Source organism: Paractinoplanes polyasparticus (genome assembly GCF_019710575.1).
Classification (GTDB): Bacteria; Actinomycetota; Actinomycetes; order Mycobacteriales; family Micromonosporaceae; genus Actinoplanes; species Actinoplanes polyasparticus.
This window is the reverse complement of record NZ_JAHWFK010000011.1, coordinates 24,121-48,230: the sequence shown is the minus strand read 5'-3', so window position 1 is coordinate 48,230 and position 24,110 is coordinate 24,121. Positions and strand designations below refer to the sequence as shown.

At 70.5% G+C, this 24,110-nt stretch carries 27 protein-coding genes; 15 read left to right on the top strand and 12 right to left on the bottom strand.

Annotation, left to right across the window (positions count from 1 at the left end):
- From KXC43_RS14090 to KXC43_RS14080, 3 genes are read right to left on the bottom strand one after another with little or no spacing between them, the layout of a single operon-like run.
- Positions 1-852, bottom strand: a complete 852-nt coding sequence (locus KXC43_RS14090) for a metal ABC transporter ATP-binding protein (RefSeq protein WP_221376498.1) — start codon at positions 850-852, stop codon at positions 1-3.
- On the bottom strand, positions 852-1,757 hold the full coding sequence (locus KXC43_RS14085) for a metal ABC transporter substrate-binding protein (RefSeq protein WP_221376497.1): 906 nt from the start codon (positions 1,755-1,757) through the stop codon (positions 852-854). The genes KXC43_RS14090 and KXC43_RS14085 overlap by 1 nt, the downstream gene beginning before the upstream one ends.
- A 49-nt stretch (positions 1,758-1,806) precedes the next feature.
- A complete protein-coding gene (locus KXC43_RS14080; protein ID WP_308129076.1) occupies positions 1,807-2,148 on the bottom strand; it encodes a DUF6703 family protein in 342 nt (113 codons plus the stop codon).
- On the opposite strand from KXC43_RS14080, the gene KXC43_RS14075 reads away from it, so the two are divergent.
- The 3 genes from KXC43_RS14075 (at position 2,083) to KXC43_RS14065 (ending at position 4,386) form a co-directional block, all read left to right on the top strand.
- Positions 2,083-2,424, top strand: coding sequence for an antibiotic biosynthesis monooxygenase family protein (locus KXC43_RS14075; RefSeq protein ID WP_221376495.1), 342 nt, complete (start codon positions 2,083-2,085; stop codon positions 2,422-2,424). The two genes, KXC43_RS14080 and KXC43_RS14075, sit on opposite strands and share 66 nt — an antisense overlap.
- Before the next feature lie 17 nt (positions 2,425-2,441).
- A complete protein-coding gene (locus tag KXC43_RS14070) occupies positions 2,442-2,936 on the top strand; it encodes a hypothetical protein (RefSeq protein ID WP_221376494.1) in 495 nt (164 codons plus the stop codon).
- 70 nt (positions 2,937-3,006) lie between these two features.
- Positions 3,007-4,386 carry a glycine--tRNA ligase gene (locus KXC43_RS14065; protein WP_221376493.1) on the top strand — a complete coding sequence of 460 codons (1,380 nt, stop codon included), beginning with the start codon at positions 3,007-3,009 and terminating at the stop codon, positions 4,384-4,386.
- 3 nt (positions 4,387-4,389) lie between these two features.
- On the opposite strand, the gene KXC43_RS14060 is transcribed toward KXC43_RS14065, so the two are convergent.
- The gene (locus tag KXC43_RS14060; RefSeq protein ID WP_221376492.1) at positions 4,390-4,872 is read right to left on the bottom strand and encodes an XdhC family protein; all 483 of its coding nucleotides are present in this window, start codon (positions 4,870-4,872) and stop codon (positions 4,390-4,392) included.
- A gap of 37 nt (positions 4,873-4,909) precedes the next feature.
- Positions 4,910-5,362, bottom strand: a complete 453-nt coding sequence (locus KXC43_RS14055) for a hypothetical protein (RefSeq protein WP_255644063.1) — start codon at positions 5,360-5,362, stop codon at positions 4,910-4,912.
- A 55-nt stretch (positions 5,363-5,417) separates the two neighbouring features.
- Between KXC43_RS14055 and dusB the strand changes: the two genes are divergently transcribed.
- The gene (gene dusB / locus KXC43_RS14050; protein ID WP_221376594.1) at positions 5,418-6,536 is read left to right on the top strand and encodes a tRNA dihydrouridine synthase DusB; all 1,119 of its coding nucleotides are present in this window, start codon (positions 5,418-5,420) and stop codon (positions 6,534-6,536) included.
- Here the strand turns inward: dusB and KXC43_RS14045 are convergent.
- From KXC43_RS14045 to KXC43_RS14015, 7 genes are all read right to left on the bottom strand, one after another.
- Positions 6,533-7,621: an MFS transporter gene (locus tag KXC43_RS14045; RefSeq protein WP_221376491.1), complete on the bottom strand. Its 1,089-nt coding sequence runs from the start codon at positions 7,619-7,621 to the stop codon at positions 6,533-6,535. The two genes, dusB and KXC43_RS14045, sit on opposite strands and share 4 nt — an antisense overlap.
- A gap of 68 nt (positions 7,622-7,689) precedes the next feature.
- A complete protein-coding gene (locus tag KXC43_RS14040; protein ID WP_221376490.1) occupies positions 7,690-8,775 on the bottom strand; it encodes a DUF2786 domain-containing protein in 1,086 nt (361 codons plus the stop codon).
- A 71-nt stretch (positions 8,776-8,846) separates the two neighbouring features.
- A complete protein-coding gene (locus tag KXC43_RS14035) occupies positions 8,847-9,218 on the bottom strand; it encodes a hypothetical protein (protein WP_221376489.1) in 372 nt (123 codons plus the stop codon).
- Positions 9,219-9,288: 70 nt separating this feature from the next.
- Positions 9,289-9,777, bottom strand: coding sequence for a roadblock/LC7 domain-containing protein (locus KXC43_RS14030; RefSeq protein WP_221376488.1), 489 nt, complete (start codon positions 9,775-9,777; stop codon positions 9,289-9,291).
- Positions 9,778-9,813: 36 nt separating this feature from the next.
- Positions 9,814-10,836, bottom strand: coding sequence for a DUF4388 domain-containing protein (locus KXC43_RS14025; RefSeq protein WP_221376487.1), 1,023 nt, complete (start codon positions 10,834-10,836; stop codon positions 9,814-9,816).
- Positions 10,837-10,853: 17 nt separating this feature from the next.
- Complete coding sequence (locus tag KXC43_RS14020; protein WP_255644061.1) at positions 10,854-11,201, bottom strand: roadblock/LC7 domain-containing protein; 348 nt, start codon at positions 11,199-11,201, stop codon at positions 10,854-10,856.
- Between the two features lie 176 nt (positions 11,202-11,377).
- Complete coding sequence (locus tag KXC43_RS14015) at positions 11,378-11,908, bottom strand: DUF4388 domain-containing protein (protein ID WP_221376485.1); 531 nt, start codon at positions 11,906-11,908, stop codon at positions 11,378-11,380.
- A gap of 118 nt (positions 11,909-12,026) precedes the next feature.
- Here KXC43_RS14015 and KXC43_RS14010 point away from each other — a divergent pair, with 118 nt between their 5' ends.
- From KXC43_RS14010 to KXC43_RS13960, 11 genes are all read left to right on the top strand, one after another.
- Entirely contained in the window at positions 12,027-12,380 is a 354-nt protein-coding gene (locus KXC43_RS14010; protein WP_221376484.1) for a VOC family protein, read from the top strand.
- A 29-nt stretch (positions 12,381-12,409) separates the two neighbouring features.
- Positions 12,410-13,624: a deoxyguanosinetriphosphate triphosphohydrolase gene (locus KXC43_RS14005; RefSeq protein WP_221376483.1), complete on the top strand. Its 1,215-nt coding sequence runs from the start codon at positions 12,410-12,412 to the stop codon at positions 13,622-13,624.
- Positions 13,625-13,635: 11 nt separating this feature from the next.
- Complete coding sequence (gene dnaG / locus KXC43_RS14000) at positions 13,636-15,498, top strand: DNA primase (protein WP_221376482.1); 1,863 nt, start codon at positions 13,636-13,638, stop codon at positions 15,496-15,498.
- Positions 15,495-16,025 (top strand): hypothetical protein, encoded by a 531-nt coding sequence (locus KXC43_RS13995; RefSeq protein ID WP_221376481.1) that lies wholly within the window; start codon positions 15,495-15,497, stop codon positions 16,023-16,025. The genes dnaG and KXC43_RS13995 overlap by 4 nt, the downstream gene beginning before the upstream one ends.
- Positions 16,026-16,067: 42 nt before the next feature.
- On the top strand, positions 16,068-17,015 hold the full coding sequence (locus KXC43_RS13990) for an ABC transporter ATP-binding protein (protein ID WP_221376480.1): 948 nt from the start codon (positions 16,068-16,070) through the stop codon (positions 17,013-17,015).
- A complete protein-coding gene (locus tag KXC43_RS13985; protein ID WP_221376479.1) occupies positions 17,015-17,773 on the top strand; it encodes an ABC transporter permease in 759 nt (252 codons plus the stop codon). Before KXC43_RS13990 ends, KXC43_RS13985 begins: the two co-directional genes overlap by 1 nt.
- Positions 17,774-17,775: 2 nt before the next feature.
- Complete coding sequence (locus KXC43_RS13980; RefSeq protein ID WP_221376478.1) at positions 17,776-18,585, top strand: ABC transporter permease; 810 nt, start codon at positions 17,776-17,778, stop codon at positions 18,583-18,585.
- 257 nt (positions 18,586-18,842) lie between these two features.
- Positions 18,843-19,946, top strand: a complete 1,104-nt coding sequence (locus KXC43_RS13975; RefSeq protein ID WP_221376477.1) for a YihY/virulence factor BrkB family protein — start codon at positions 18,843-18,845, stop codon at positions 19,944-19,946.
- A 245-nt stretch (positions 19,947-20,191) separates the two neighbouring features.
- The gene (locus KXC43_RS13970; RefSeq protein ID WP_221376476.1) at positions 20,192-21,436 is read left to right on the top strand and encodes an ROK family transcriptional regulator; all 1,245 of its coding nucleotides are present in this window, start codon (positions 20,192-20,194) and stop codon (positions 21,434-21,436) included.
- 110 nt (positions 21,437-21,546) lie between these two features.
- Positions 21,547-23,064: a sugar ABC transporter ATP-binding protein gene (locus KXC43_RS13965; protein ID WP_308129083.1), complete on the top strand. Its 1,518-nt coding sequence runs from the start codon at positions 21,547-21,549 to the stop codon at positions 23,062-23,064.
- The gene (locus tag KXC43_RS13960) at positions 23,061-24,077 is read left to right on the top strand and encodes an ABC transporter permease (RefSeq protein ID WP_221376474.1); all 1,017 of its coding nucleotides are present in this window, start codon (positions 23,061-23,063) and stop codon (positions 24,075-24,077) included. Before KXC43_RS13965 ends, KXC43_RS13960 begins: the two co-directional genes overlap by 4 nt.
- Positions 24,078-24,110 lie beyond the last annotated feature (33 nt).

Sequence of the window (24,110 nt, the reverse complement as noted above, 5' to 3'; positions counted from 1 at the left end):
CTAGTTGGCCGCGATCCGGTCGGTGGGGGCGACGCAGATGCCGGTCGCCTGGGGCACCGCGTGCGGGTGAACGTGGTCGTGGTCGGGCTCGGCGTGGTGGCCGGCCGGCTCGGGCGGCGGGCCCACGTGCGCGATGCGGCCCTCGTGCACCACGACCGCCCGGTCGATCAGCGGCCGCAGCGGGCCGAGCTCGTGCGCGACCAGCAGGATCGCGCCGCCGGTGGACTGGAACCGGCTCAGCGCGGCCGCGAACGCCTCCTGGCTGGCCGCGTCCACCCCGGCCGTCGGCTCGTCGAGCACCAGCAGATCGGGCTGGCCGGCCAGGGCGCGGGCGATGAGCGTCCGTTGCTGCTGTCCACCCGAGAGCGTGGTCACCGGGTCGTTGATCCGATCCAGCAGGCCGACGTCGGTCAGGGCGTCGCGCACCGCGGTCCTGTCGGCGGCCCGGGACATCCGGAAGATGCCGCGCCGGGCCAGTCGTCCGGAGGCCACGATCTCGCCGACCGTGGCGGGCACGCCGCTGCCGGCGCCCAGGCGCTGCGGCACGTAGCCGACGCGGGCCCAGTCGCGGAATCGGCGCTGCGGCGTGCCGAACAGGTCGATCTCGCCCCGGGTGAGCGGGGTCAGCCCCAGGATCGTCCGGATCAGGGTGGACTTGCCGGAGCCGTTGGCCCCGAGGATCGCCACCACCTCGCCCGCGCCGACCTCGAACGAGACGTCGTGCAGGATCTCGCGGCCGTCGTAGCCGACCGCGGCGTGGCGCACCGTCACGACGCTGGGGGTGTTGCCGCTCTCCGCGTTGCGGGTGTTGCTGCTTTCCACGCTGCGGGTGTTGCTGTTTTCGACGCTCATCACGAACACCCCAATCCGGTCTTCAACGCGGCCAGGTTCTGCCGCATGACCCCGAGGTAGTCACCCTGGGCATCCACGAGCCCCTCCAACGGGTCGAGGACGGCTGTCTTGGCGCCGACCTCCCGCGCGATGGTCTCGGCCACGGCCGGGCTGACCAGGGTCTCGAAGAAGATCGTGGTGGTGCCGGTCGCCCGGGCCTCCTGGGCCACGGCGGCGAGCCGCTGCGGCGAGGGCTCGGCCTCGGGGTCGATACCGGAGATGCCCACCTGGTGCAGGTCGTAGCGGCTCGCCAGGTAGGCGAAGGCCGTGTGGCTGGTCACCAGCTCGCGGCGCTCGCAGGTCTTGAGGCTGTCGGCGAACTCCGTGTTCAGCGTGCCCAGCTCGGCCACCAGGGCCGCGGCCCGCTCCCGATAGCCGGCGGCGTGCTCGGGGTCGGCCTCGGCGAGGTGCTCGCCCAGCTTCCCGGCGATCGTCGAGAACCGCACCGGGTCGAGCCAGACGTGCGGGTCCTCGCCGTGCCCGGCCTCCTCGTGCTCGTGCCCGTGGTCGTCCTCGCCGCCGGCGGGCAGCAGGGTCACAACCGAGGCGGCGTCGAACGAGCGGTCCTTCGCCTCCTGGGCGACCGCCTCGTCGACGGCCGGCTGGAAGCCCTTGATGTAGACCGCGAGCCTGGCCTCCGCGACGTCACCGACCTGGCGCGGGGTGAGCTCGATGTCGTGCGGCTCGGCGCCCGGTTTGGTGAGGTTGGTGACGCTGACCACGTCGCCTCCGATCCGCTCGCTGAGGAACTGCAGCGGATAGAACGCCGTGACGATCTCGAACTTCCCGTCCGCCGTCCCGGCCTGGCCGCCGCAGCCGGCGAGAGCGGCGGTGACGAGCAGAGCAGGAAGCAGACGGCGGCGCATAGCAACCACTGTCTCCGAGAATGATAATGATTGTCAAAACCGCATATGTCTAGAGCGCCTTGGCCACGATCACGGCGACCAGCAGGCTGAGGATCAGCAGGCGGAGTACGCGGGTCGCCGGCGTCTGCACCGGCCAGGTGGTGAAGGTCAGCGCGATCAGGCCGGCCGCCAGCACGGCCAGCAGCGCGGCGCCGACGATGCCGGGCAGGAACAGGCCGGCGATCATCACCACCAGCGCGACGATGAACGCCTTGGTCGGGCTCACCTTGGACAGGCGTTGGATGGGTGTCACTGGCCACTCCTGTTCGCTGCGTACCCTCGTCGCATGCTTGTGCTGAACCGCTTCGTCGTCCCGCCCGACACCCAGGACGGCTTCGTCGTGCAGGCGCACGCCGCGCTGGCCGCTCTCGCCGCCTGCCCGGGCTATCTGTCCGGCCGGCTGACCCGCGCGCTCGAGGACCCGGCCGCGTGGACCCTGCTCACCGAGTGGGAGTCCGTCGGAGCCTACCGGCGGGCTCTGGGCGCCTTCGACGTCAAGGTGCACGCCACCCCACTGCTCGCCCGGTCGGTCGACGAGCCGTCCGCCTTCGAGACGCTGGCCAGCGCTTCGCCGGGCGGCGCGGTCGAGGTCGCGGAAAGTGACCGGGCCGCCGAGCCCTGGCGCTGACGACTAATGTTGGCGTCATGACGACGGCGCCGCACGTTCCCGCCCCGCCGCCAGGGCCGGGTGTCCAGCCGCCGTTCCCGGCCCCGCCCGTCGAGGGCAAGGGCAAACGCATCGGCTGGGGCCTGGGCATCGGCGCCGGTGTCGTGCTGCTCATCTGCGGTGGTGGCGTGGCCGCGCTGATCGGGCTCGGCACCTCCGTGCAGGGTGCGCTCGACGAGCAGGCGCACGCCGCCGTCGACGACTACCTCGAGGCGCTCGAGGCGAGGCTCTACGACGACGCGTACGGGCAACTCTGCGCCCAGGCCAGGCGGGCCGAGTCCGCGTCCGAGTTCCGCACCCGCATCGAGGGCGGCCAACGGATCACCGACTGGCAGCTGGGCGCCCTCGACACGATCAACATGACCGTGCCGGTCGACGCCACCTACGAGGACGGCCAGCGCGACCAGCTGGAGGCCTCGCTCGACCAGAACACGTCCACGGGCGCGTTCGAGGTGTGCGAGCTCGGGGAGTAATCTCTCCCTTTGTCCTGATCGTACGTCCCGATTCTTGTCCCCGCCGACACCCAGCCGGCGTAGGAGGAACATGCCCGCCGACCGTATCGACTCCGTCGTCAGCCTGGCCAAGCGCCGCGGCTTCGTCTTCCCCTCCAGCGAGATCTACGGAGGAACCCGCTCGGCCTGGGACTACGGTCCGCTGGGCGTGGAGCTGAAGGAGAACGTCCGCCGCCAGTGGTGGCGCACGATGGTCCAGCAGCGCGACGACATCGTCGGACTCGACTCCGCCGTCATCCTCTCGCGTGACGTGTGGGTCGCCTCCGGCCACGTCGAGGCGTTCACCGACCCGCTGACCGAGTGCCAGTCGTGTCACAAGCGTTTCCGGGCCGACCACCTCGAAGAGGCGTGGGAAGAGAAGCACGGCTCGCCGCCGGCGTCCCTCGCCGAGCTGAACTGCCCCAACTGCGGCAACAAGGGCACCTTCACCGAGCCGAAGAACTTCAACGGCCTGATGAAGACGTTCCTGGGTCCGACCGAGAGCGCCGAAGGCCTGCACTACCTGCGGCCCGAGACGGCGCAGGGCATCTTCGTCAACTACAACAACGTGGCCACCGCGGCCCGCAAGAAGCCGCCGTTCGGCATCGCCCAGATCGGCAAGAGCTTCCGCAACGAGATCACCCCGGGCAACTTCATCTTCCGTACGCGCGAGTTCGAGCAGATGGAGATGGAGTTCTTCGTCGAGCCCGGCACCGACGAGAAGTGGCACGAGTACTGGCTCCAGGAACGCTGGAACTGGTACCGCGGTCTCGGCCTCTCGGAGAGCAACCTGCGCTTCTACGAGCACCCGGCGGAGAAGCGGTCGTTCTACTCGACGCGCACGGTCGACATCGAGTACCGGTTCCGGTTCGGCGGCACCGAGTTCGCCGAGCTCGAGGGCATCGCCAACCGCACCGACTACGACCTGTCGACCCACTCCAAGCACTCCGGCGTCGACCTCTCCTACTTCGACCAGGAGAAGCAGGAGCGCTGGGTGCCGTACGTGATCGAGCCGGCGGCCGGCCTCACCCGGGCCGTGCTGGCGTTCCTGCTCGAGGCGTACGACGAGGACGAGGCCCCGAACACCAAGGGCGGCGTCGACAAGCGCACGGTCATGCGCTTCGACCCGCGCCTGGCGCCGATCAAGGTGGCGGTGCTGCCGCTCAGCCGCAACCCGGAGCTGTCGCCCAAGGCCCGCGGGCTGGCCGAGACGCTGCGCAAGCGCTGGATCGTCGAGTTCGACGACTCGCAGGCGATCGGCCGGCGCTACCGCCGCCAGGACGAGATCGGTACCCCGTTCTGCGTCACGGTCGACTTCGACACCCTGACCGACGACGCTGTGACGGTCCGCGACCGCGACACCATGAAGCAGGAGCGGGTCGCCCTCAGCCAGATCGAGGACTACCTGATCAAGCGCCTGCCCGGCTGCTGAGTCTCAGAACTCGAACCCACCGGGCCGGTCGTTGCGATCGGCGATGAGCCCGGCCATGGTCGCCACGGCGATCTCGGCCGGCGTCCGGGCCCGGATGTTGAGCCCGATCGGCCGGTGCACCCGGGCGATCAGCTCCTCGCCCACACCCCGAGAGCGAAGGGCCGCCACGTGCGGCCCTTCCTTCTTGGGGTTCCCCATGATCCCGATGTACCGGGTCGTAGCCGCCAAGGCCTCCACGAGCACGTCCCCGACCTCCGCCCGATCATGGTCGGTGAGGACGACATCGGTGTTCGCATCGAGGTTGGCCGCCGCCAGGTCGTGCACGACCCTGTCCCCACGGGCCCGCGGCGTCCCGGTGAGCCTGGTCGCGTCCGGCTCCACCAGCACAGTCTGAAAGCCCAGATCCGGCGTCAGCCGCAGGATCGCCTCGGCCACCGGCGACTCGAAAACCACAACCAGCCGCCGGGCCCCGTTGACATCACCCATGCCCCGACTGTGCCAGATCACCGCAGGCGTGCCGCCTCTAGGCGGCTGCTGCGGCCGCTTCGGCGTCCCATTTGCTGATGACCACGCCGAGGATGAAGAGCTGCAGGGCGGGCGTCAGGCTGGGGAGTTCCACGTTCACGTCGCCGCGCCAGAAGCTTGTCTTGCGGACGCTGCCGACGCGGGTCTCGCCCAGCACCAGCTCTTCCTCGCTGGCCCAGAAGGAGCGGCGGCGGAAGTGGTAGGTCTGGCCGTTCGCGGTCACCGTCCAGCGCTTGCGGCCCACACGGTCGGCGGCGGCGAGGACCGTGTCCGAGTCGTCGGTCATCGTGTATTTGTTGCCCCAGCCGTTGGAGCGGACGCGGTAGCGGCGGCCCTCGAGCGTGAACTCACCGCCGCTCTTCCAGGTCGACTTGTCCCACGTGGCGATCTCGCGACCACGGTCGGTCACGACGTAGTTGCTCTTCCAGGCGCTGGTTTTCCGGGCCTCCATGAATCGAGGGTACGGAGGAAGGGCAACTATCCTGTACGACGTGACTGCACCGCTCATGCTCGGCGACCACGCCGTGAAACCGCCCGTTGTGCTGGCCCCGATGGCGGGGATCACGAACGTGGCCTTCCGGCGACTCTGCCGTGAGCAGGGCGGGGGCGTCTACGTGTGCGAGATGATCACGACGCGGGCGCTGGTCGAGCGGATCCCCAAGACGCTCAAGATGATCGCGTTCGACGAGGACGAGGATTTTCGCAGTCTGCAGCTGTACGGGGTCGACCCGGACGTGACGGCGGCCGCCGTGCGGATGGTCGGCGAGGACGGGCTGGCCGACCACATCGACCTCAACTTCGGCTGCCCGGTGCCCAAGGTGACCCGGCGCGGCGGGGGGTCGGCGTTGCCGTGGCGGCGCCGGCTGTTCGGGCGGCTCGTGCGGCAGGCCGTCGAGGCGGCGCGGCCCTACGGCATTCCGCTCACGATCAAGATGCGCAAGGGCATCGACGACGACCATCTGACGTACGTCGAAGCCGGTCTGGCCGCCCAGGAGGCGGGCGTGGCCGCGGTGGCGCTGCACGCGCGCACGGCCGAGCAGCGCTACTCGGGTAATGCCGACTGGGATGCGATCGCCACGCTCAAGCAGGCGCTCGACGTGCCCGTGCTGGGCAACGGCGACATCTGGGAGGGCTCGGACGCGCTGCGCATGGTCGAGCACACCGGGGTCGACGGCGTGGTGGTGGGCCGGGGCTGCCTGGGCCGTCCGTGGCTCTTCGCCGACCTCGAGGCCGCCTTCACGCAGGGCGCCGACTACAAGCCCGTGCTGCCGGTGCTGGGCGAGGTTTCCAAGATCATGTCGCGGCACGCGGAGCTGTTGGTCGACGCGCTCGGCGACGAGAAGCACGGCTGCGCCGACTTCCGCAAGCACGTCGCCTGGTATCTGAAGGGCTTCCCGATCGGCGGGGAGTTGCGGCGGCGGCTCGCCATGATCTCGTCGCTGGCCGAGCTGGACGACCTTTTGGGCAAGCTCGACCCGGGCGAGCCCTTCCCGGTGGCCGAGCTGGGCAAGCCGCGTGGCCGGATCAACGCGCCGGGCAAAGTTTCCCTGCCGCACGGCTGGCTCGACAGCCGCGACGACGACATCGTCCCCGAGGACGCCGAGATGGAGAACAGCGGCGGTTAACGACGGGCGATCAGGGCTGTGAGCAGCAAAGGCGCGGCGCAGAGGGCGAACAGCAGCGGCATCTCGAGCGGGAGCGCGAAGGTGGCGTAGAGCAGCACGGCGAAGACCTCCCCGCCGAACCCGGCCACCGAGAGCACGGTGGTGCGGGCCGGGCCGGTGATCGTGTCCTGCAGGCGGGTCTCGGAGCGGATGATCGAGTATTCGAGCAGCCCGAACGCCGCGGAGACCGCGACCATGCCGGCCAGGTGCGGCACGAGCGCGCCGACAGCCAGCAGTGCTGCCGCCAGCGGGAGCGTCACCAGCAGTGGGAACGGTCGTGAGGCGAGCGCACTGCCGGCGGCCATGGCGAGGGCCGTTACGGCGTAGAGCAGCGGCACGGCAGCAGTTGACGCCCCCTTTTCCTGGGAGAGCAGCGGCAGGTATTCGTCGAGCGCGGTGAAGCCGGGCACGAGCGCCGCCACCAGGGTTGCCCGGGCCACGAGGCGGGAGCCGAACGCCTCGCGCACGCCGCCCTGGAGCGTCGCCCAATAGCTCTCGTCGTCATCCTCGGAGGAGGCTGGACTGGAGCGGTTTTCGGGCAGACGCAAGGCCAGCAGCGCGCCGGCCGTCTTGATCGCGACGCTGAGGGCGCCGACCAGGGCGTAGCCACCCCACTGCCACGCGGGCGTGGCGACCAGGGTCGCGGCCAGCATGGCGAGAATGGCGATGGTGCCGCCGCGGCCGGCCACGCGGGCGTAGTCGGCCTCGCGTCCGGAGGCGGCCAGTTCGTCGTACACGAGGGCTTCGAGCGAGCCCGACGCGAGCGAACCGCCCAGACCCCACAGCACAAAGCCCAAGGCGAAGCCGGGGTACGAAGGCCAAAGGATCCACAGCAGGTATCCGGCCGCCGTCAGCAGCTCACCGAGCGCGTACAGCCGCTTGCGGGACCAGGCGTCGGCGAGCGCGCCGGACGGGACCTCGGCGGCGAACGCCACCACTGACCAGATCGCGAACAGCGACGAGACCTGGGCCGTCGAAAGGCCGGTGTCGGCGAACAGCAGCGCGTACACCGGATAGAGCGGCACGGCCTCGGAACAGGCCCGCACCGCATAGAAGGTTCAGCGTCAACGTGGAGGAGACATGCCCTCAGTCTGACCCGACGGGCGGGGGCGGCTCAACCGAGTTTCGCCTCGTCGGCGGCGGCCCGGCCGGACTCCCAGCCCTCCAGGCTGTCGACCCGGCTGCCGCGCGACCGCACCGTACGGGGGAAGGACTTCTGCATGGCCTCGCGCACCTGGATTTCGCGGTTGCGCAGCACCGGCAGCAGGTCACCGGGCTGGGCGGCGATCTCGTGCCGGGTCGCCGCGGCCAGACGCTCACCGATCCGGGCCGCGTACGCCACCAGGAAGCTCCGCCGGAAGGCCTTGATCCGCGCCTTGCCCTTGGGCGGCTCGTCGCGCGCCATCGCCCGGTTGGCCTGCACCAGCAGCGACGTGTAGAGCAGCTCGACCCCGTCGATGTCGGCGTCGAAGCCGAAGAGCGTGGAGAAGCCCAGCTCGGGCGACCACACCGTGTGACAGTGGTTGGCCCGCGCCACCGCGTCGAGCAGGCTCGCCTTCTCGCTCTCGTAGGGGTGGTCGACGCCTATCCGCCGCGCGAAAGGCACCACCTCGGCGCGGTTCGCGCTGGTCAGCGCCTCGGCGATGCTGTGCCGGGCGATCAGTTCCTGCGCCTTGGCCGAATACGCCTCGGCCTCGGCCGGGAAGTCGGTCGACTCGGCCTTGGCCAGCAGCGCCCGCACCCGTTCCAGAACGCGGTCGTCCGCGGCGGGTGATCGGTTCACGCCGATCGTTCCGGGCGGGGGAATGAGCACCTCGACGGCCGGGAGCCGGCGCAACTCGGTGAGCAGCCCGAGCGACGAGTCGAGCAGCGTGATCCGGTCGGGCCGCCGTGACGGCGCCGCCGGGAGGGAGGAGACCTGCTGCTGCCAGCGGGGATCGATGTCGGAGAACCGGGACGCGTACGCCGCCGCGCCGGAGGCGACGAGCCCGGCCTTCACCGGGTCGCCGAGCCGGGCCACCACCCGATGCAGCTCGGCCGGCTGCCAGCCGCCCCGGAACAGCCTTTCCAGGGCATCGCGGAGCGCGGCGCCCAGCGCCGCGTCGACCTCGGCGGCCGGGGCGACGGTCAGAGCGTCCAGACCGGCCTCGTACGCGATCGCGCCGCCCACGACGTCGCGCAGGATTTCCGGCACAGACACACGTCAAACCCTAGAGAACGCAGGTGGGGAGGGCCAACGTGGCCCTCCCCACCGTGCCTGGCGTCCGAGGATCAGACGTCCATGTCGTTCTCGATGCGCTTGAGCTGGTGCCGGGCCATGGCCAGGTTCGACCGGTCGCGTCGTAGCGCCACGTAGAGGAACAGCCCCTTCCCGGCCCGGCTCGTCAGCGGCCGGATCAGGTGATATTGGCTGTCCAGGGTGATGAGGATGTCCTCGATCTTCTCGGTGATGTTGAGCATCTCCATCGCCCGCAGCTTGGCCCGCACCACATCGGTGTTGCCGGCCGCGGCGACCGTCAGGTCGAGCTCCTTGCCGCCGCCGACGGTGCCGAGGGCCATGCCGCTCGTGTGGTCGACCAGCGCGACGCCGACGGCGCCGTCGATTTCCATGATCTCTTTGAGTGCGGTGTCCATGTCAGCCATGGATTTGTCCTCTCACGCGGTGGGATGGCGGTCCGCGTCTCGTCGGCGGACCGTTCGGAACGAGCGGGGCTCAGCCCGCTGCCTGCCGACGGCGGGCATTGGTCGACAGGGTGGCCATCGGTGTGCGCCGGGCGAGGGGGCTCGGCGGTCCTGCCTGTTGCGGGATTTCCGGCCGTACGGGCGGCTTGTTCTCCAATTTCAGGATCCGCACGAGCCGGCGTACGCACCGGCGCGCTTCCAGGTGCACCATGGCCAGGTTGGCGTCGCCCGTGGTGACCAAGGTGAGCAGAGCGTTCGGGCCCGCGGTGTACGAGGTGATGTAGCCGCGGTCGCACTCCACCACCGACTCCCGCAGCTCGCCGTGACTGACGGCGTGCGCGAAGCGACGGGCCAGCGCCAGGTGCGCGGCGGCCAGCGCGGCGATGCTGTCCGGCTCGATGCCGTGGGCATCGTGGGCGACCACCAGCCCGTCCGTGGTGGCCAGCACGCTGCCGGAGAGTTCGTGCAGCCGTCCTCGCAGGCGGTCGAGCTCCTCGAGCACCGCCGGGTCCACCGTCATCGGAGCCTCACTCCTTCTCGTGCGGGGGTGCGCGTGTCACCGCAAGGCCCGCAATGCGGTGCGGATGCGCTTGAGCAGGACTTCGTCGGTGCCCTGATGCACCGGCGGAGGTTCGCCGGCGACCTCCTTGGGTAGCTTGGCGCCGGGTTTGCGGCGGGCCAGCCGGGGCGGCCGGTAGACCAGCTGATTGGCCCCGGACTCCTCGGCGAGCGGGTGACGCGGCGGGTCGGGGGGTGGATCGGGAGCCGGTACGGAGGCGCGCGCGCCGGCCACCACCGGAACGGCCGGTGTCTCCTGCGGCCGTACGACCGGACGCTCCACGTCCACAGCGGTGCCCCGGGCCCGGGGCAGCCGCACGAACTCCGGCGTCTCGCTGCGGGCCTCGGGCAGTTCGAGCAGGCCCATGGCCGCCATCCGGCGCAGCTCCTGGATCGTGGCGTAGCCGGCCCGGCCCAGCAGCAGCGCCAGATCGGCCGGCGTGCGCTGACCGTCCGCGTGCACCAGCAGCTCCCACTGCAACGAGGTGAGCGTGACCCGCTCCCGCGGCGGACGGGTCACCGGGGCGACCGCGGCCGTGTCGATCCGGCGGTCCGGGAAGATCTCGTCGAGCAGGCCCACCCTGCGGCCCACCTCGCGGTTGATCGCCGCCGGGTCGACGTGCACCACCGGGCCCAGCCAGTGCGTCGCCCCGGTCAGGAACTCCACCGGCGCCGCCGCGGACGAGAGCACAAAATAGGCCGCGTCGTAGATCGCGCCCAGCACGCAGAGCTCCAGCTCGCCCTGGGTCAGGTGACCCTGCTCGACCAGCAGCCGGCCGACCCGGGCGGTCGAGGTGCCCAGGTCGAGCGCGTTCTGCCAGGTGCGCCCGGCCAACCGGCCGGACGCGGTGAGCAGCTCGCCGACCCCGGGCGCGGCCGGCGACTCGGCGTAGATGACCCGGCCCTCGAGGACGTAGACCGCGCCGCCGGGGTGGCCCCCGACCACCAGCACGCCGGTCTGCCGCTCGCCGGCCACCTGCGTGAGCAGGCGCCCCGGCGGAACGGTCTTCGAGGCTGTCACGGTCAATCCCATCCCCGTCAGTAAGCGACGAGTTCGTCGGCGAGTTTCTGCATGCGGCGGCGGGCCACCGCGAGGTTGCCCTGCGCCCGGTCGAGCCAGACGTAGAGCACGAGCCGGCTGTCGAAGTCGGTCCGGACCATCCGCAGCAGGTGATAGCCGCCGGCGGTCGTGATGATCAGGTCTTCCAGCAGGTCGTGCGGCAGGGCCGAGACGTACAGCGAGCGGCTGTTCGCGGCCTGCACCACGTCAGCTGTGCCGGTCGCCGCGGCCTCGTGGTCGGAATTCGGTGCGGCCCCGGTCGTGGCGACCGGGAAGCCGGTGGTGTAGTCGACGATGCTGGCGCCGACAGCGCCAGGAATCGCCATGGCCTCCTGTAGACAGTGGTCGACGCCGGGCACATCTCTCCTCAGCGCTGCGCTGCTCCCGCCGTGCCGTGCATCGTTGCCGCGGTCACCGGCGAGCCTCCGGTCGGTTCGGGCGCCGCGCCGCTTCACGTCGCCTCGCCGTCACCGTGGGCCATCCTCCGGCCGGGGGACGGCGGTCAGTCGCACCCGCTGTGCGTCATGGTCGGCGGCCGTGCGGCAGGGCCCGGGAAGCGCGCGTCGCGGCTCGGGCCGACCCGAAGGCGGCGGGCAGTGAGGTGACCGAGAGCACTGAGGCCGGCGCCGTCTACCGGGCCCAGCCAATGCCGTTCCCCGGCTACGAAACGGACCGGCGCCTCGGCCGACTGCATCAGCTCGTGGGTCGCGTCGGCGATCGCCGCCACCACGCGCAGCGCCAGCTCGTTCTGCCCGATCGCGCCGTCGCGCAGCAGCAGCCGGCCAACCCGGTGGGCGCCCCGGCCCTCGGCCAGCATCGCCTGCCACGTGGCGGCGGCGACCCGCCCGGACGCGACCAGGCGGTCGCCCAGCCCGGGGCTGGCCGGCGTCTCGGCGTACACGATGCGGCCCGCCACCAGATAGAGGACGCCACCCGGGCGCCCGCCGACATGCAACGCGCCGGTGCGCGCCGACTCGCCCAATTCGATCAGCTGGCGCCGCAGCCCCGCGGTGGCCGGTGAACCTGGAATCACGGACACATCCTCAGCGGCATCGAGGACCGTCGCCGGACGCCGGGTCCGCTGTTTCCGAGAAGGCACAATCGGGGTGTGCGCGTAACATGATCGCCACTTCTCGATGAAGGGAACGTGTATGCCGAGCCAATGGGAGCAGATCGTCGTCGACGCGGAGGACCCCGCGCGGCTGGGCCGGTGGTGGGCCGAGGCGCTCGGCTACGTCATCGTGCACGACCAGCCGGACGAGGTGGAGATCCGCCGCAGCCGCGACGAGCTGCCCGGACTGCTCTTCGGTGTGTCGGCCGAGGCCAAGACGGTCAAGAACCGCCTGCACATCGACCTGCGCCCGGACGACCAGGAGGCCGAGGTCGAGCGCCTGGTCGACATGGGGGCTCGGCACGTCGACATCGGCCAGGGCGAAGTGAGCTGGGTCGTGCTGGCCGACCCCGAGGGCAACGAGTTCTGCGTCCTGTCCTCGAAGCGCGAATAGCCAGCCTGCCGAGCCCTAGGGTTGACCCCATGCAGGCGTTCGAGGCCCAGCGCTGGATCCCCGAGCCCGCGAAGGACAGCGGCTACGGACGTACGCCCTATCAACGCGACCGGGCCCGGGTGCTGCACTCCGCCGGGTTCCGCCGGCTCGCCGCCAAGACCCAGGTGCACACGGCCGGGTCCGACGACTTCCTGCGGACCAGGTTGACGCACTCCCTCGAGGTGGCGCAGATCTCGCGCGAGATGGGTGAGCGGCTCGGCTGCGACCCGGACGTGGTCGACGTGGCCGGGCTGGCCCACGACCTCGGCCACCCGCCGTTCGGGCACAACGGCGAGCACGCGCTGCACCAGGTCGCCGAGTCGTGCGGCGGCTTCGAGGGCAACGCGCAGACGTTGCGTGTGCTCACCCGGCTCGAGGCGAAGGTGCCCGGGGCCGGGCTCAACCTGACCCGGGCCTCGCTCGACGCGTGCTGCAAATATCCGTGGGCGCTCGGGCCCGGGCGGCGCAAGTTCGGGGTGTACGCCGACGACCGGCCCGTCTTCGACTGGGTGCGGCCGGCCGAGCTGGGCGAACGGCGGTGCCTGGAGGCGCAGGTGATGGACTGGGCCGACGACGTCGCCTACTCGGTGCACGACGTCGAGGACGGGGTGCACGGCGAGTACATCAAGCTGTTGCCGCTGCTCAGCGACCCGGACGAGCGAGCCGCGCTGTGCGCCGACGTCGCCGCCACCTATTCCGACGAGCCGGTCGATGAGCTGGCCGCGGCCCTCGATCAACTGCTGGCCGATCCGGTGGTGAGGGAGGTCGCCGGCTACGACGGCAGCTACGCCGCGCAGGTCGGCCTCAAACGGATGACCAGCGTGCTGACCGGCCGGTTCGTCGCCTCGGCGGTCGGCGCGACCCAGAGCCGGTACGGAACGGATCCGGTACGACGCTACGCCGCCGACCTGATCGTGCCGCGTACGGTGCGTAACCAGTGCGCGCTGCTCAAGGGCATGGCGTTGCGGTACGTGATGCGGACGAGAGCGGCCGAGGGGTGGTACGAGGAGCAGAGGGTCATCCTGGTCGAGCTGGTGGCGGCGATCCTGCGTACGCCGGAGGCTCTTGACCAGATCTTCGCCCCGATTTTCAAGGCTGCGCAGAGTGATGCCGAGGCGTTGCGGGTGGTGATCGACCAGGTGGCGTCGCTGACCGACACGGCCGCCGTGAACTGGCACCGGACCCTGGTGGCAGCCCGGGCCTGAGGCGAGGCAGGATGTATGCCGTGGCGGGACGGGTCAAGGACGAAGACATCGCGCTCGTCCGCGACCGCACGTCGATCGCCGACATCATCAGTGAGTCGGTGACGCTGCGTCCCGCGGGCGGCGGCAACCTCAAGGGGCTGTGCCCCTTCCACGACGAGAAAACCCCGTCGTTCACCGTGGCGCCGGCCCGCGGCGTCTACTACTGCCACGGCTGCGGGGCGGGTGGCGACGCCATCAAGTTCCTCATGGACGCGGAGCACCTGTCGTTCATCGAGTCGATCGAGCGGCTGGCCGGGCGGGCCGGCATCCAGTTGCGCTACGACCTGGACGGGGCTCCCAGCGGGCCGCGGCCGCAGGTCGGGCAGAAGCAGCGGCTGCTCGCCGCGCACACCGCCGCGGCCGACTTCTATCGCGACCAGCTCGGCACGCCGGGGGCCCGCAAGGCCCGCGAGTTCCTGGCGCAGCGCGGCTTCGGGCGGGACGCGGCCGAGCGCTACGGCTGCGGCTTCGCCCCCGACTCGTGGGACGCGCTCGCCAAACACCTGCGGCAGAAGGGCTTCACCGCCGAGGAGCTGAACACGGCCGGGCTGACCAAGCCGGCCCGATCGGGCTCGCTCATCGACCGGTTCCGGCGCCGTCTGCTGTGGCCGATCCGCGACCTCTCGGGCGACGTGATCGGCTTCGGCGCGCGCAAGCTGTTCGACGACGACGACGGCCCGAAATACCTCAACACGCCCGAGTCGCCGCTCTACAAGAAGTCGCACGTGCTCTACGGCATCGACCACGCCAAGCGCGAGATCGCCAAGCGCGGCCGGGCGGTGATCGTCGAGGGCTACACCGACGTGATGGCCTGCCACGAGGCGGGCGAGCCGACCGCGGTCGCCACCTGCGGCACGGCGTTCGGCATCGATCACATCGGTGTGCTGCGGCGGCTGCTGATGGACAGCGACAGCTTCACCGGCGAGATCATCTACACGTTCGACGGTGACGCCGCCGGGCAGAAGGCCGCCCTGCGCGCCTTCGAGGAGGACCAGCGCTTCGTCGGGCGCACGTTCATCGCCGTCAGCCCCGACAACATGGACCCCTGCGAGCTGCGGCTGGCCCGGGGCGACCTGGCCGTCCGCGACATGATCGCCGGGCGGGAGCCGCTGGTCGACTTCGCGCTGCGGCACACCATCAGCCGCTTCGACCTGGACACGGTCGAGGGCCGCGTCGAGGCCATGCGCAAGGCGGCCCCCCTCGTCGCCAAGATCAAAGACCGGGAGAAGCGGCCCGAGTACGCGCGGAAGCTGGCCGGCGACCTCGGGATGGACCTGGAACCGGTGCAGCGGGCCGTCGCCGCCGCCCAGCGCGGCGCCGAGTCGGAGCAACAGCCGCGCCGGCCCGCGCCGGTCGCCGAGGCCCCGCAGCGGCTCGTCGAACGCGAGGCGCTCAAGCTCGCCCTGCAGGAGCCGGTGCTCGCCGGCCCGATGTTCGACGTGGTCGGCGCCGAGAACTACGCCGACCCGGTCTACGCGTCCATCCGGGTGGCGGTCGACGGCGCGGGCGGGGCGTCCTCGGTGTCGTCCGGCGGCGTCGTGTGGATCGAGAAGGTGCGTGACACCTGCACCGACCTGGCCGGGCAGGGCCTGATCTCCGAGCTCGCGGTCGAGCCGCTGCGCGTCGACGGCGCGGTCGACCCGATCTACGTCCGCAAGACGCTGGCCCGCCTCCAGTGGGGCGCGGTGACGACCCGGATCCGCGATCTCAAGTCCAAGGTGCAGCGGATGAACCCGGTGGCCAACAAGGACGCCTATCTCGCCCTCGCCGGCGAGCTCTTCTCGCTCGAACAGCAGGCCCGTGCCCTGCGCGACCAGGCAGCAGGTGGAGAGTGAACTTCCTTCGGCGGAAGCCGTCCCTCCCGGCGGCGCTCAAGCCTCGGCTCTCGCCCGACGAGCGGGTGGTGGCGTGGTCGCTGGTCGCCGGCGACCAGGCGGTCGTCGCGACCAACCACGGCCTGTGGCTGCCCGGCTCGCCCGAGTTCCTGGGCTGGCACGACATCCACAAGGCGGCCTGGTCGGGGCGCGAGCTGCGGATCACCCCGGCCGAGATCGCCGAGGAGCGGGAGAGCTACACCGTCTTCGTCGACGGCCCGATCCTGACATTCCTGCTGCTCGAGCCGGGGGATCTACCCGACCAGGTGCGCACCCGGGTGACGAAGTCGGTGGCGTACACGACGCACCACCCGCTCGCGTCCGGCGCGGGCGGGGCGCGGGTGGTGGGGCGGCGCGTCGCCGGTCGCAACGGGCTCACCTGGGCGGTCCGCTACGACGCGGGCACGCCGGTCGAGCTGCCCGCCGTCGTCGAGCTGACCGACCAGCTGGTGGCCACGGCCCAGGGCACGATGGCCGCGCCGGACTGAATTCCGGTCGTTTCTGTCGTACCCCCTCTCTAGCCTCTGACCGTGGACTCCCAACCAACCACCCCGCTCGCCGCCCTCATTCATGCCCGTGGCCTGATCAAGCGGTTCGGCGACTTCACGGCGGTCGACGGCATCGACGTCGACGTGCGCCGCGGTGAGGCGTTCGGCTTCCTCGGGCCCAACGGCGCGGGCAAGAGCTCGACCATGCGCATGATCGGGTGTGTGTCGCCGCCGACCGGCGGCGTGCTCGAGATCCTCGGCCTCGACCCGCGCCGTGACGGCCCGCGGATCCGGGCCAAGCTGGGCGTCTGTCCCCAGCTCGACAACCTCGACATCGAGCTGACGGTGCGGGAAAACCTCACCACCTACGCGCGCTTCTTCGGCATCCCGCGCAAAGAGGCCCGCCGCCGGGCCGACGAGCTGCTCGAGTTCGTCCAGCTCGCCGAGCGGGCCGACAGCAAGGTCGAGCCGCTCTCGGGCGGCATGAAACGCCGGCTCACGATCGCCCGCGCGATGGTCAACCAGCCCGAGGTGGTGCTGCTCGACGAGCCCACCACCGGCCTCGACCCGCAGGCCCGCCACCTGGTGTGGGAGCGATTGTTCCGGCTCAAGCAGCAGGGCGTCACGCTGGTGCTCACCACCCACTACATGGACGAGGCCGAGCAGTTGTGCGACCGGCTCGTCGTGATGGACGGCGGCCGCATCGTCGCCGAGGGCTCGCCGCGGACGCTGATCGAGCGGTATTCGACCCGAGAGGTCGTCGAGCTGCGCTTCAACACCGACGATCAGGCGGCCTACGCCGACAAGCTGGCCGGCATCGGCGAGCGGCTCGAGGTGCTGCCCGACCGCATCCTGCTCTACGTCGGTGACGGTGACGGCGCGGTCGACGAGGTCAACCGCCGCTCGCTCAGCCCGGCCGGCGTGCTCGTGCGCCGCAGCAGCCTGGAAGACGTGTTCCTGCACCTCACCGGCCGGACGCTGGTGGACTGATGACGGCCACGCTCTCCGTTCTCGAATACCATCTGGTCAACTACCGCCGCACCTGGCGGTCGAGCGCGCTGTCGACGCTCGTCATGCCGCTGCTCACGCTGCTCGGGTTCGGCGTCGGCGTCGGCGCCTACGTGCGGGGCGGCGTCGACGGTGTGCCCTACATCGACTGGATCGTGCCGGGCCTGATCGCGTCGACGGCCCTGCAGGCGGCGTTCGGCGAGGCCACCTGGCCGGTGCTGAGCTACTTCGAGTGGCTCAAGGTCTATTTCGCGCAGGCCGCGGCGCCCCTGCGGGTGGCCGACATCATCGGCGGCCATCTCGCCTTCATGCTGTTCCGGGTGCTGCTCACGGCGGCGGCCTTCCTGGCGATCGCGGCGCTCTTCGGCACGCTGCACTCGTGGTGGGCGCCGATGACCCTGGTCGTGGCGCTGCTCGTGGGCATGGCCTCGGCCGCGCCCACCATGGCGTACGCGGCCAGCATCACCAGCGACAGCTACCTGATCATCCTGATGCGGTTCGCCGTGCTGCCGATGTCGCTGTTCTCGGGCGTCTTCTTCCCGGTCGAATCGCTGCACGTGCTGCTGCGCTGGGTGGCCTACGTCTTCCCGCTGTGGCACGGCGTCGAGCTCAGCCGCGACGCGATGCTCGGCCGCGACCCGGGTGTGCTCGGCATCGTGCACGTGGCCGTGCTGCTGGCCTGGTGTGCGGCCGGCTGGCTGCTGGTCAACGCCCGTTTCCGCCGGCGGCTGGTGGTCTGATCATGGTGAGTCTGGTGATGCCGCGGCTGCTGTCCTTCGAGGGCACGGGACGGCGGGCGGCCTCGGTGACCGAGCGCAACATCTCGACGCTGCGGTCGGCCTACTGGGTGGTCATGGTGTCCGGCTTCCTCGAGCCGGTGCTCTACCTGTTCTCGATCGGTGTCGGCGTGGGCGCGCTGATCGGCGACATCACGCTGCCCGGTGGCGAGGTCGTGGGCTACGCCGAGTTCGTGGCGCCGGCCATGCTCGCGGCGTCGGCCATGACGGGCGCGCTGGCCGAGACCACGTTCAACTTCTTCGGCAAGATGAAGTTCGTCCGGCTCTACGAGGGCATCCTGGCCACGCCCGTGCGCCCCATCGAGATCGCGCTGGGCGAGCTGGCCTGGGCCATGGTCCGCGGCGTGATCTACTCGGCCGCGTTCGTGGTGATCATGACGTTGATGGGCCTGACCACCTGGGGCCGGGCACTGGCCATGCTGCCGGCCACGCTGCTGGTCGGCCTGGCCTTCGGGGCGCTGGGCATGGCGGTGGCGACCATCATCCGCAGCTGGCAGGATTTCGACCTCATCGCGGCCGGCCAGTTCGCCCTGTTCCTGTTCTCCGGCACTTTCGTCCCGCCGACCGCCTATCCCGCGGTCGTGCGCTGGCTGATCGAGGCGACGCCGCTCTACCGCTCGGTCGACCTCATTCGCGCCCTGAGCACGGGCACCACGGGCTGGCTGCAACTGCTGGACGTGGCCTATCTGCTGGTTCTGATGACCGTGGGCCTGACCGTGGCGGGCCGTCGCATGCAGAAACAACTCTGCAAGTAAGGGCGCCGCGTTCAGTGTCGTTGCGCTCGTTGGTGGCCGCTTGAGGGCTCAGTGATCCACGCGTCGCTCTGGTGCCGGCGAGCCAGAGTTTATGGAGCAGCGCTCTGTGAACATCGGCGTTCCCGATGGGGGAGAAGGTGGTTAAGGCGGGTGGGTGGCGGGCATCACCTCTGTGGGTCGTCGGCGCACGTCACCGCGATGTTGTGGCACGTGCCGAGTGACCCGGCCGAGGACGGTGTGCGCCTGGAGGAACGACCATGAAGCTGCGGCACAAGCACGACGACGAGAAGGCGAATTCCTCGCCCGACACGGATCGCGCCCGGACGAAGGGTGCCGAGGACTACGACGTCGCCTCCACGAAGACCGGGGAGGACAAGGCGAACGACCTGTCGGCGCCGTCGCCCGACGCCGGTCCGGACAGCCCGACCGAGCTCAAGGGCAAGGGCGTGTTCGCGGCGGTGAAGCGGACGTTCAAGCAGTTCTCGGAGGACAACGTCTCCGACTGGGCGGCCGCGCTCACCTACTACGGCGTGCTGTCGATCTTCCCGGGCGCGCTGGTGCTGGTCTCGATCCTGGGCATGCTGAGCGACGACGGCCAGCAGACCGTGCAGGACACGGTGGGCGAGATCGCCAACAACCAGCAGATCGAGGAGCTCGTCAATACGGTCCTCAGCCAGGTGAAGGACACAGGCACAGCCGGCTTCGCGGCAATCATCGGTCTGGTCCTGGCGTTCTGGTCGGCGTCCGGCTACGTGGCCGCCTTCATGCGCGCCTCGAACGCGGTCTACGACGTGCCCGAGGGCCGGCCGATCTGGAAGACGCTGCCGATCCGGGTCGGCGTCACCGCGGTCATCGGCATCATGCTGATCCTCTCGGCCGTCATCGTCGTCTTCACCGGTGACCTGGCCCAGGTCGTCGGCGAGAAGATCGGGCTCGGCGGCGTCGCCGTCACGGTGTGGAGCATCGCCAAGTGGCCGGTGCTGATTCTGCTGGTCAGCCTGATGTTCGCGATCCTCTACTGGGCCTCGCCGAACGCCAAGACGGGCGGGTTCCGCTGGGTCAGCCCGGGCGGGATCTTCGCCGTGGTGCTGTGGCTGGTCGCGTCCGGCGCCTTCGCGATCTACCTGGCCAACTTCGCCAACTACAGCAAGACGTACGGGACCCTGGGTGGTGTCATCGCCTTCCTGGTCTGGCTGTGGATCTCGAACATCGCGATCCTGCTCGGGGCCGAGCTCGACGCCGAACTCGAGCGGGGCCGCGCCATCGCCGTCGGCCACGACCCGTCCGACGAGCCGTTCCTCGAGCTGCGCGACGACCGCAAGCTCAAGAAGGGCAGCGAACAAGGCCTGAGTACGAACTGATCCGAGAACGAAAGACCCCCGGCCACCACCCTGGGCCGGGGGTCTTCTCGTGCCCGGCGCAGCCCGCGGGAAGGCACAAGCAGAGCTAGGTCAACGGCGGGTAACGAACCTAACTTTTGCTCCAGTAGACAAAAGTTAGCGATGATCTTCGAGAAGGTATGGACTCCGGAGCCACCACGCGCCTACTGTGACGGGCACAACACCGAGGGGTTACCCCGGTGTTAAGCGCCTCCGGAGGTCTTTTCGTGCACGTCGCCGACGCTCCCCACCTGCGGGTTCTTCGCCTGCTGAGGGATGAGGGACCGGTGTCCCGAGCGGAGCTGGGGGATCGCCTGGAGCTGACCCGGCCGCGGTTGCTGGCCGAGGTCGAGCGCCTCGTCGCCGCGGGCCTGATCGCCGAGGCCGGCATGGCCGCCTCGCGCGGCGGGCGGCGCTCGACGCTGGTCGAACTGCACCCGCGGCTGCGTTTCGCGGCCGTCGACCTCGGCGCCAGCTCGATCGACATCGAGGTGACGAACGGCCGGCTCGAGCCCGTGGCGACCTACCGCGAGTCGGCCGACATCCGCTCGGGGCCGCGGCAGATACTGCAACGGGTCAACGAGCTGCTGCACAAGGCTCGTACCGACGGCGCCTACGACCGGCTCGACGCGGTCGGCATCGGCGTTCCCGGCCCGGTGAGTTACCGCGACGGCGTCCCGGTGTCGCCCCCGATCATGCCCGGGTGGGACCGCTATCCCGTACGGGAGCTTCTGGCCCGCGAGCACGGCTGCCCGGCCGTCGTCGACAACGACGTCAACATCATGGCCATCGGCGAGCGCCACGGCGGCGTCGCCCACTCGGTCGACGACTTCCTGTTCGTCAAGATCGGCACCGGCATCGGCTGCGGCATCCACCTCGGCGGCACCGTCTACCGCGGTGTCGACGGCTGCGCGGGCGACATCGGCCACATCCAGGTCGACCCGAACGGCCCGGTCTGTTCCTGCGGCAACACCGGCTGCCTCGAGGCGCTGTTCAGCGGCTTCGCTCTGGCCCGGGACGCGCTGGCGGTCGCCCGCTCCGGAGAGTCACCGGCCCTGGCCGAGCGCCTCGCCGCCTATCAGGCCGCGCTCCAGGCGGCCGGCGAGGCCGGGGGCGAGGGCGACGACGAGCGCACCGAGCCGGCCGTCCACATCTCCGCCCGCGACGTCGCCGAGGGCGCCGCCGAGGGTGACGTCACCTGCATTCGTCTGATCCGCGAGGGCGGCCGCCGCGTCGGCGGCGTCCTGGCCACCCTGGTGTCCTTCTCCAACCCTTCGATGATTGTCATCGGCGGGGGCCTGGCCCTGCTGGGTCATGTGCTGCTCGCCGAGATCCGCAGTGTGGTCTACCGCCGGTCGCTGCCTCTGGCTACCGGCAACCTCCCCGTTGTCCTTTCGGAGTTGGGCAGCCGGGCCGGCGTCACCGGCGCCGCCGTGCTGGCCAGCGACACGGCTTTCGAGCAGGCATCATGACCATTCCCGCCCCGCGCGACGGCGCAACGGCCGACGCGTCCACCGCCCTCAAGACCGATGAAACAGTGCCCGCCCCGCCGGTCGACGACAACGGTGAGGGCCCCGGCGACGTGGTCCTGCGCCTGACCGACGTGGTCAAGACCTTCCCGGGCGTCCGTGCCCTCGACGGCGTGCAGCTCGAGGTGCGCGCCGGTGAGGTGCACTGCCTTCTCGGGCAGAACGGCGCCGGCAAGTCCACCCTGATCAAGACGCTGGCCGGCGTGCACCACGCCGACGGCGGCGAGATCACCTGGCTGGGTCAGCCGTTCGCCCCGGCCACGCCGCAGGCCGCCATGCGCGCCGGCATCGCCACGATCTATCAGGAGCTCGACCTCGTCGACGACCTTTCCGTCGCCGAGAACGCGTTCCTGGGCCATGAGGACACCCGGTTCGGCTTCACCCGCCGGCGCTCCACAGCGTCCCGGACCCGCGAGATCCTGACCCGTCTCGGTCATGCCGAGATCCCGCCGCGGCAGACGGTGCGGTCGTTGCCGGCCGCGGGCAAGCAGGTCGTCAGCATGGCCCGTGCGCTCTCGCACGACGCCCGGCTGATCGTCATGGACGAGCCCAGTGCCGTGCTCGCTCATGACGAGGTGGAGAACCTGTTCCGCATCATCCGGGAGCTCACGGCCCAGGGCATCGCGGTCATCTACATCTCGCACCGGCTCGAGGAGATCCGCGAGATCGGCGACCGCGTGACGGTGCTCAAGGACGGCCGCACCACGGCGGCCAACCTGCCGGCCCGCAGCACGCCGACGCGCGACCTGGTGAGCCGCATGACCGGCCGCACCATCGAGTACGTCTTCCCGCCCCGCCGCCCGGCCGAGCAGCGCGACCCGCTGCTGGTGGTCGACGGGCTGGCCCGCACGGGTGAATTCGCCGACGCGAGCCTCACCGTGGCGCCGGGCGAGATCGTCGGCATCGCCGGACTGGTCGGGTCGGGGCGCTCCGAGCTGCTCGAGACCATCTTCGGCGCGCGCCGGGCCGACGCCGGCACCGTCACCCTCGACGGCAAGCGGATCACCAGCGTCGGCAGCGCCGTCCGCAAGGGGATGGGCATGGCGCCCGAGGAGCGCAAGAGCCAGGCCCTGCTGCTCGACGAGCCGGTCTACAAGAACATGACGCTCGCTTCGTTCAGCAACTTCGCCAAGGCCGGGTTCACCGACGTCGGCGGCGAGCGGAAGGCCGCCGAACGGACGGCCGACGCGCTGGAACTGCGGCCGCGCGACGTGAACCGCCCGATCCGCACCCTCTCGGGCGGCAACCAGCAGAAGGTCGTCGTCGGCCGGTGGCTGCTCGAGGACACCAAGCTGCTGCTGCTCGACGAGCCCACCCGCGGTGTCGACGTCGGCGCCCGGGCCGAGCTCTACCAGGTCATCCACGACCTGGCCGAACGCGGCGTCGGGGTGCTGCTGGTCTCCAGCGAGGTGCCCGAGGTGCTCGGTCTGGCCGACCGGGTGCTGGTGATGCGCGAGGGCCGGATCATCCACGAGTCCCCGGCCGGTGAGATCGACGAGGGCGCTGTCCTCGACCTGATCATGGCGGGGTCGCTCACCACTGAGTCCATTCTGGAAGGGGAGCCAGCATGACTACCCAGACGGCGCCCCCGGAGGCGCCCACCAAGCAGGAACGCCGGAAGCTCGACGAAGGGGTCCTGCGCAATCTGGGCCTGGTCGGCGTGCTGGTCCTCCTGATCGTGGTCGGGATCATCACCAAGCCCGACCTCTACAGCGACCCGACCTGGGTCAAGAACAACTTCCTGACGATCCTGCAGCAGGCGTCGGCGATCGGCGTGGTCACGGTCGGCATGACCTTCGTGATCATCGGGGGCGGCATCGACCTGTCCGTCGGCGCGATCATCGCCCTGGCCGGGGTCTGGGCCACGACACTGGCGACCCAGAGCTACGGCGCCGGCGGCATGATCTTCACGGCGCTGGTCGTCGGCATCGCGGTCGGCCTCGTCAACGGCGTTCTGATCTCGTACGGGAAACTGGTGCCCTTCATCGCGACCTTGGCGATGCTGGTCGCGGCGCGGGGCCTGGCCGCTCAGATCTCCGCCAAGCAGACTCAGGTCTCGGCCAACGACACGATCAACAGCCTGGCCAGTGAGCGTCTGCTCGGCATCCCGCTGCTGGTCTGGATCCTGGGCCTGGTCGTCGCCGCGGGCTGGGTGCTGCTCAACCGCACCACCTTCGGCCGGCGCACGGTCGCCGTCGGCGGCAACCCCGAGGCGGCCCGGCTGGCCGGCATCAACGTCAAGCGGCACACGATGCTGCTGTACGCGCTGTCCGGTCTGTGCTGCGGCATCGCCGCGATCATGCTGACCTCACAGGCCACCAGCGCCCAGGCCGCCATGGCCAACCTGTACGAGCTGGACGCGATCGCCGCGGCCATCATCGGCGGCACGCTGCTCAGCGGCGGCCGCGGCACCATCGTCGGCGCCCTCTTCGGGGTGCTGGTTTTCTCCACCATCACCAACCTGTTCGCCATCAACAACCTCTCCACCGAGGTCCAGAACATGGTGAAGGGCGCGATCATCGTGGCCGCCGTCCTGATCCAGCAGTTCCGCTACAAATCACTCACGCAATTGTTCAAGCGCTGATCTTCTTCGCCCGGATCCGCCCGGCCGGGTACC

Bases quoted from the DNA above. Each gene is read 5' to 3' on its own strand.
- dusB (WP_221376594.1), top strand. From the start codon at position 5,418: ATGCTCGGCGACCACGCCGTGAAACCGCCCGTTGTGCTGGCCCCGATG.
- KXC43_RS14005 (WP_221376483.1), top strand. From the start codon at position 12,410: ATGCAGGCGTTCGAGGCCCAGCGCTGGATCCCCGAGCCCGCGAAGGAC.
- KXC43_RS14030 (WP_221376488.1), bottom strand. From the start codon at position 9,777: ATGACGGTGGACCCGGCGGTGCTCGAGGAGCTCGACCGCCTGCGAGGA.
- KXC43_RS14075 (WP_221376495.1), top strand. From the start codon at position 2,083: ATGCTTGTGCTGAACCGCTTCGTCGTCCCGCCCGACACCCAGGACGGC.
- KXC43_RS13975 (WP_221376477.1), top strand. From the start codon at position 18,843: ATGAAGCTGCGGCACAAGCACGACGACGAGAAGGCGAATTCCTCGCCC.
- KXC43_RS14065 (WP_221376493.1), top strand. From the start codon at position 3,007: ATGCCCGCCGACCGTATCGACTCCGTCGTCAGCCTGGCCAAGCGCCGC.
- KXC43_RS13960 (WP_221376474.1), top strand. From the start codon at position 23,061: ATGACTACCCAGACGGCGCCCCCGGAGGCGCCCACCAAGCAGGAACGC.
- KXC43_RS14070 (WP_221376494.1), top strand. From the start codon at position 2,442: ATGACGACGGCGCCGCACGTTCCCGCCCCGCCGCCAGGGCCGGGTGTC.
- KXC43_RS13980 (WP_221376478.1), top strand. From the start codon at position 17,776: ATGGTGAGTCTGGTGATGCCGCGGCTGCTGTCCTTCGAGGGCACGGGA.
- KXC43_RS14020 (WP_255644061.1), bottom strand. From the start codon at position 11,201: ATGGCGATTCCTGGCGCTGTCGGCGCCAGCATCGTCGACTACACCACC.
- dnaG (WP_221376482.1), top strand. From the start codon at position 13,636: ATGTATGCCGTGGCGGGACGGGTCAAGGACGAAGACATCGCGCTCGTC.
- KXC43_RS13985 (WP_221376479.1), top strand. From the start codon at position 17,015: ATGACGGCCACGCTCTCCGTTCTCGAATACCATCTGGTCAACTACCGC.
- KXC43_RS14085 (WP_221376497.1), bottom strand. From the start codon at position 1,757: ATGCGCCGCCGTCTGCTTCCTGCTCTGCTCGTCACCGCCGCTCTCGCC.
- KXC43_RS14035 (WP_221376489.1), bottom strand. From the start codon at position 9,218: ATGGCTGACATGGACACCGCACTCAAAGAGATCATGGAAATCGACGGC.
- KXC43_RS14060 (WP_221376492.1), bottom strand. From the start codon at position 4,872: ATGGGTGATGTCAACGGGGCCCGGCGGCTGGTTGTGGTTTTCGAGTCG.
- KXC43_RS14090 (WP_221376498.1), bottom strand. From the start codon at position 852: ATGAGCGTCGAAAACAGCAACACCCGCAGCGTGGAAAGCAGCAACACC.
- KXC43_RS14010 (WP_221376484.1), top strand. From the start codon at position 12,027: ATGCCGAGCCAATGGGAGCAGATCGTCGTCGACGCGGAGGACCCCGCG.
- KXC43_RS14055 (WP_255644063.1), bottom strand. From the start codon at position 5,362: ATGGAGGCCCGGAAAACCAGCGCCTGGAAGAGCAACTACGTCGTGACC.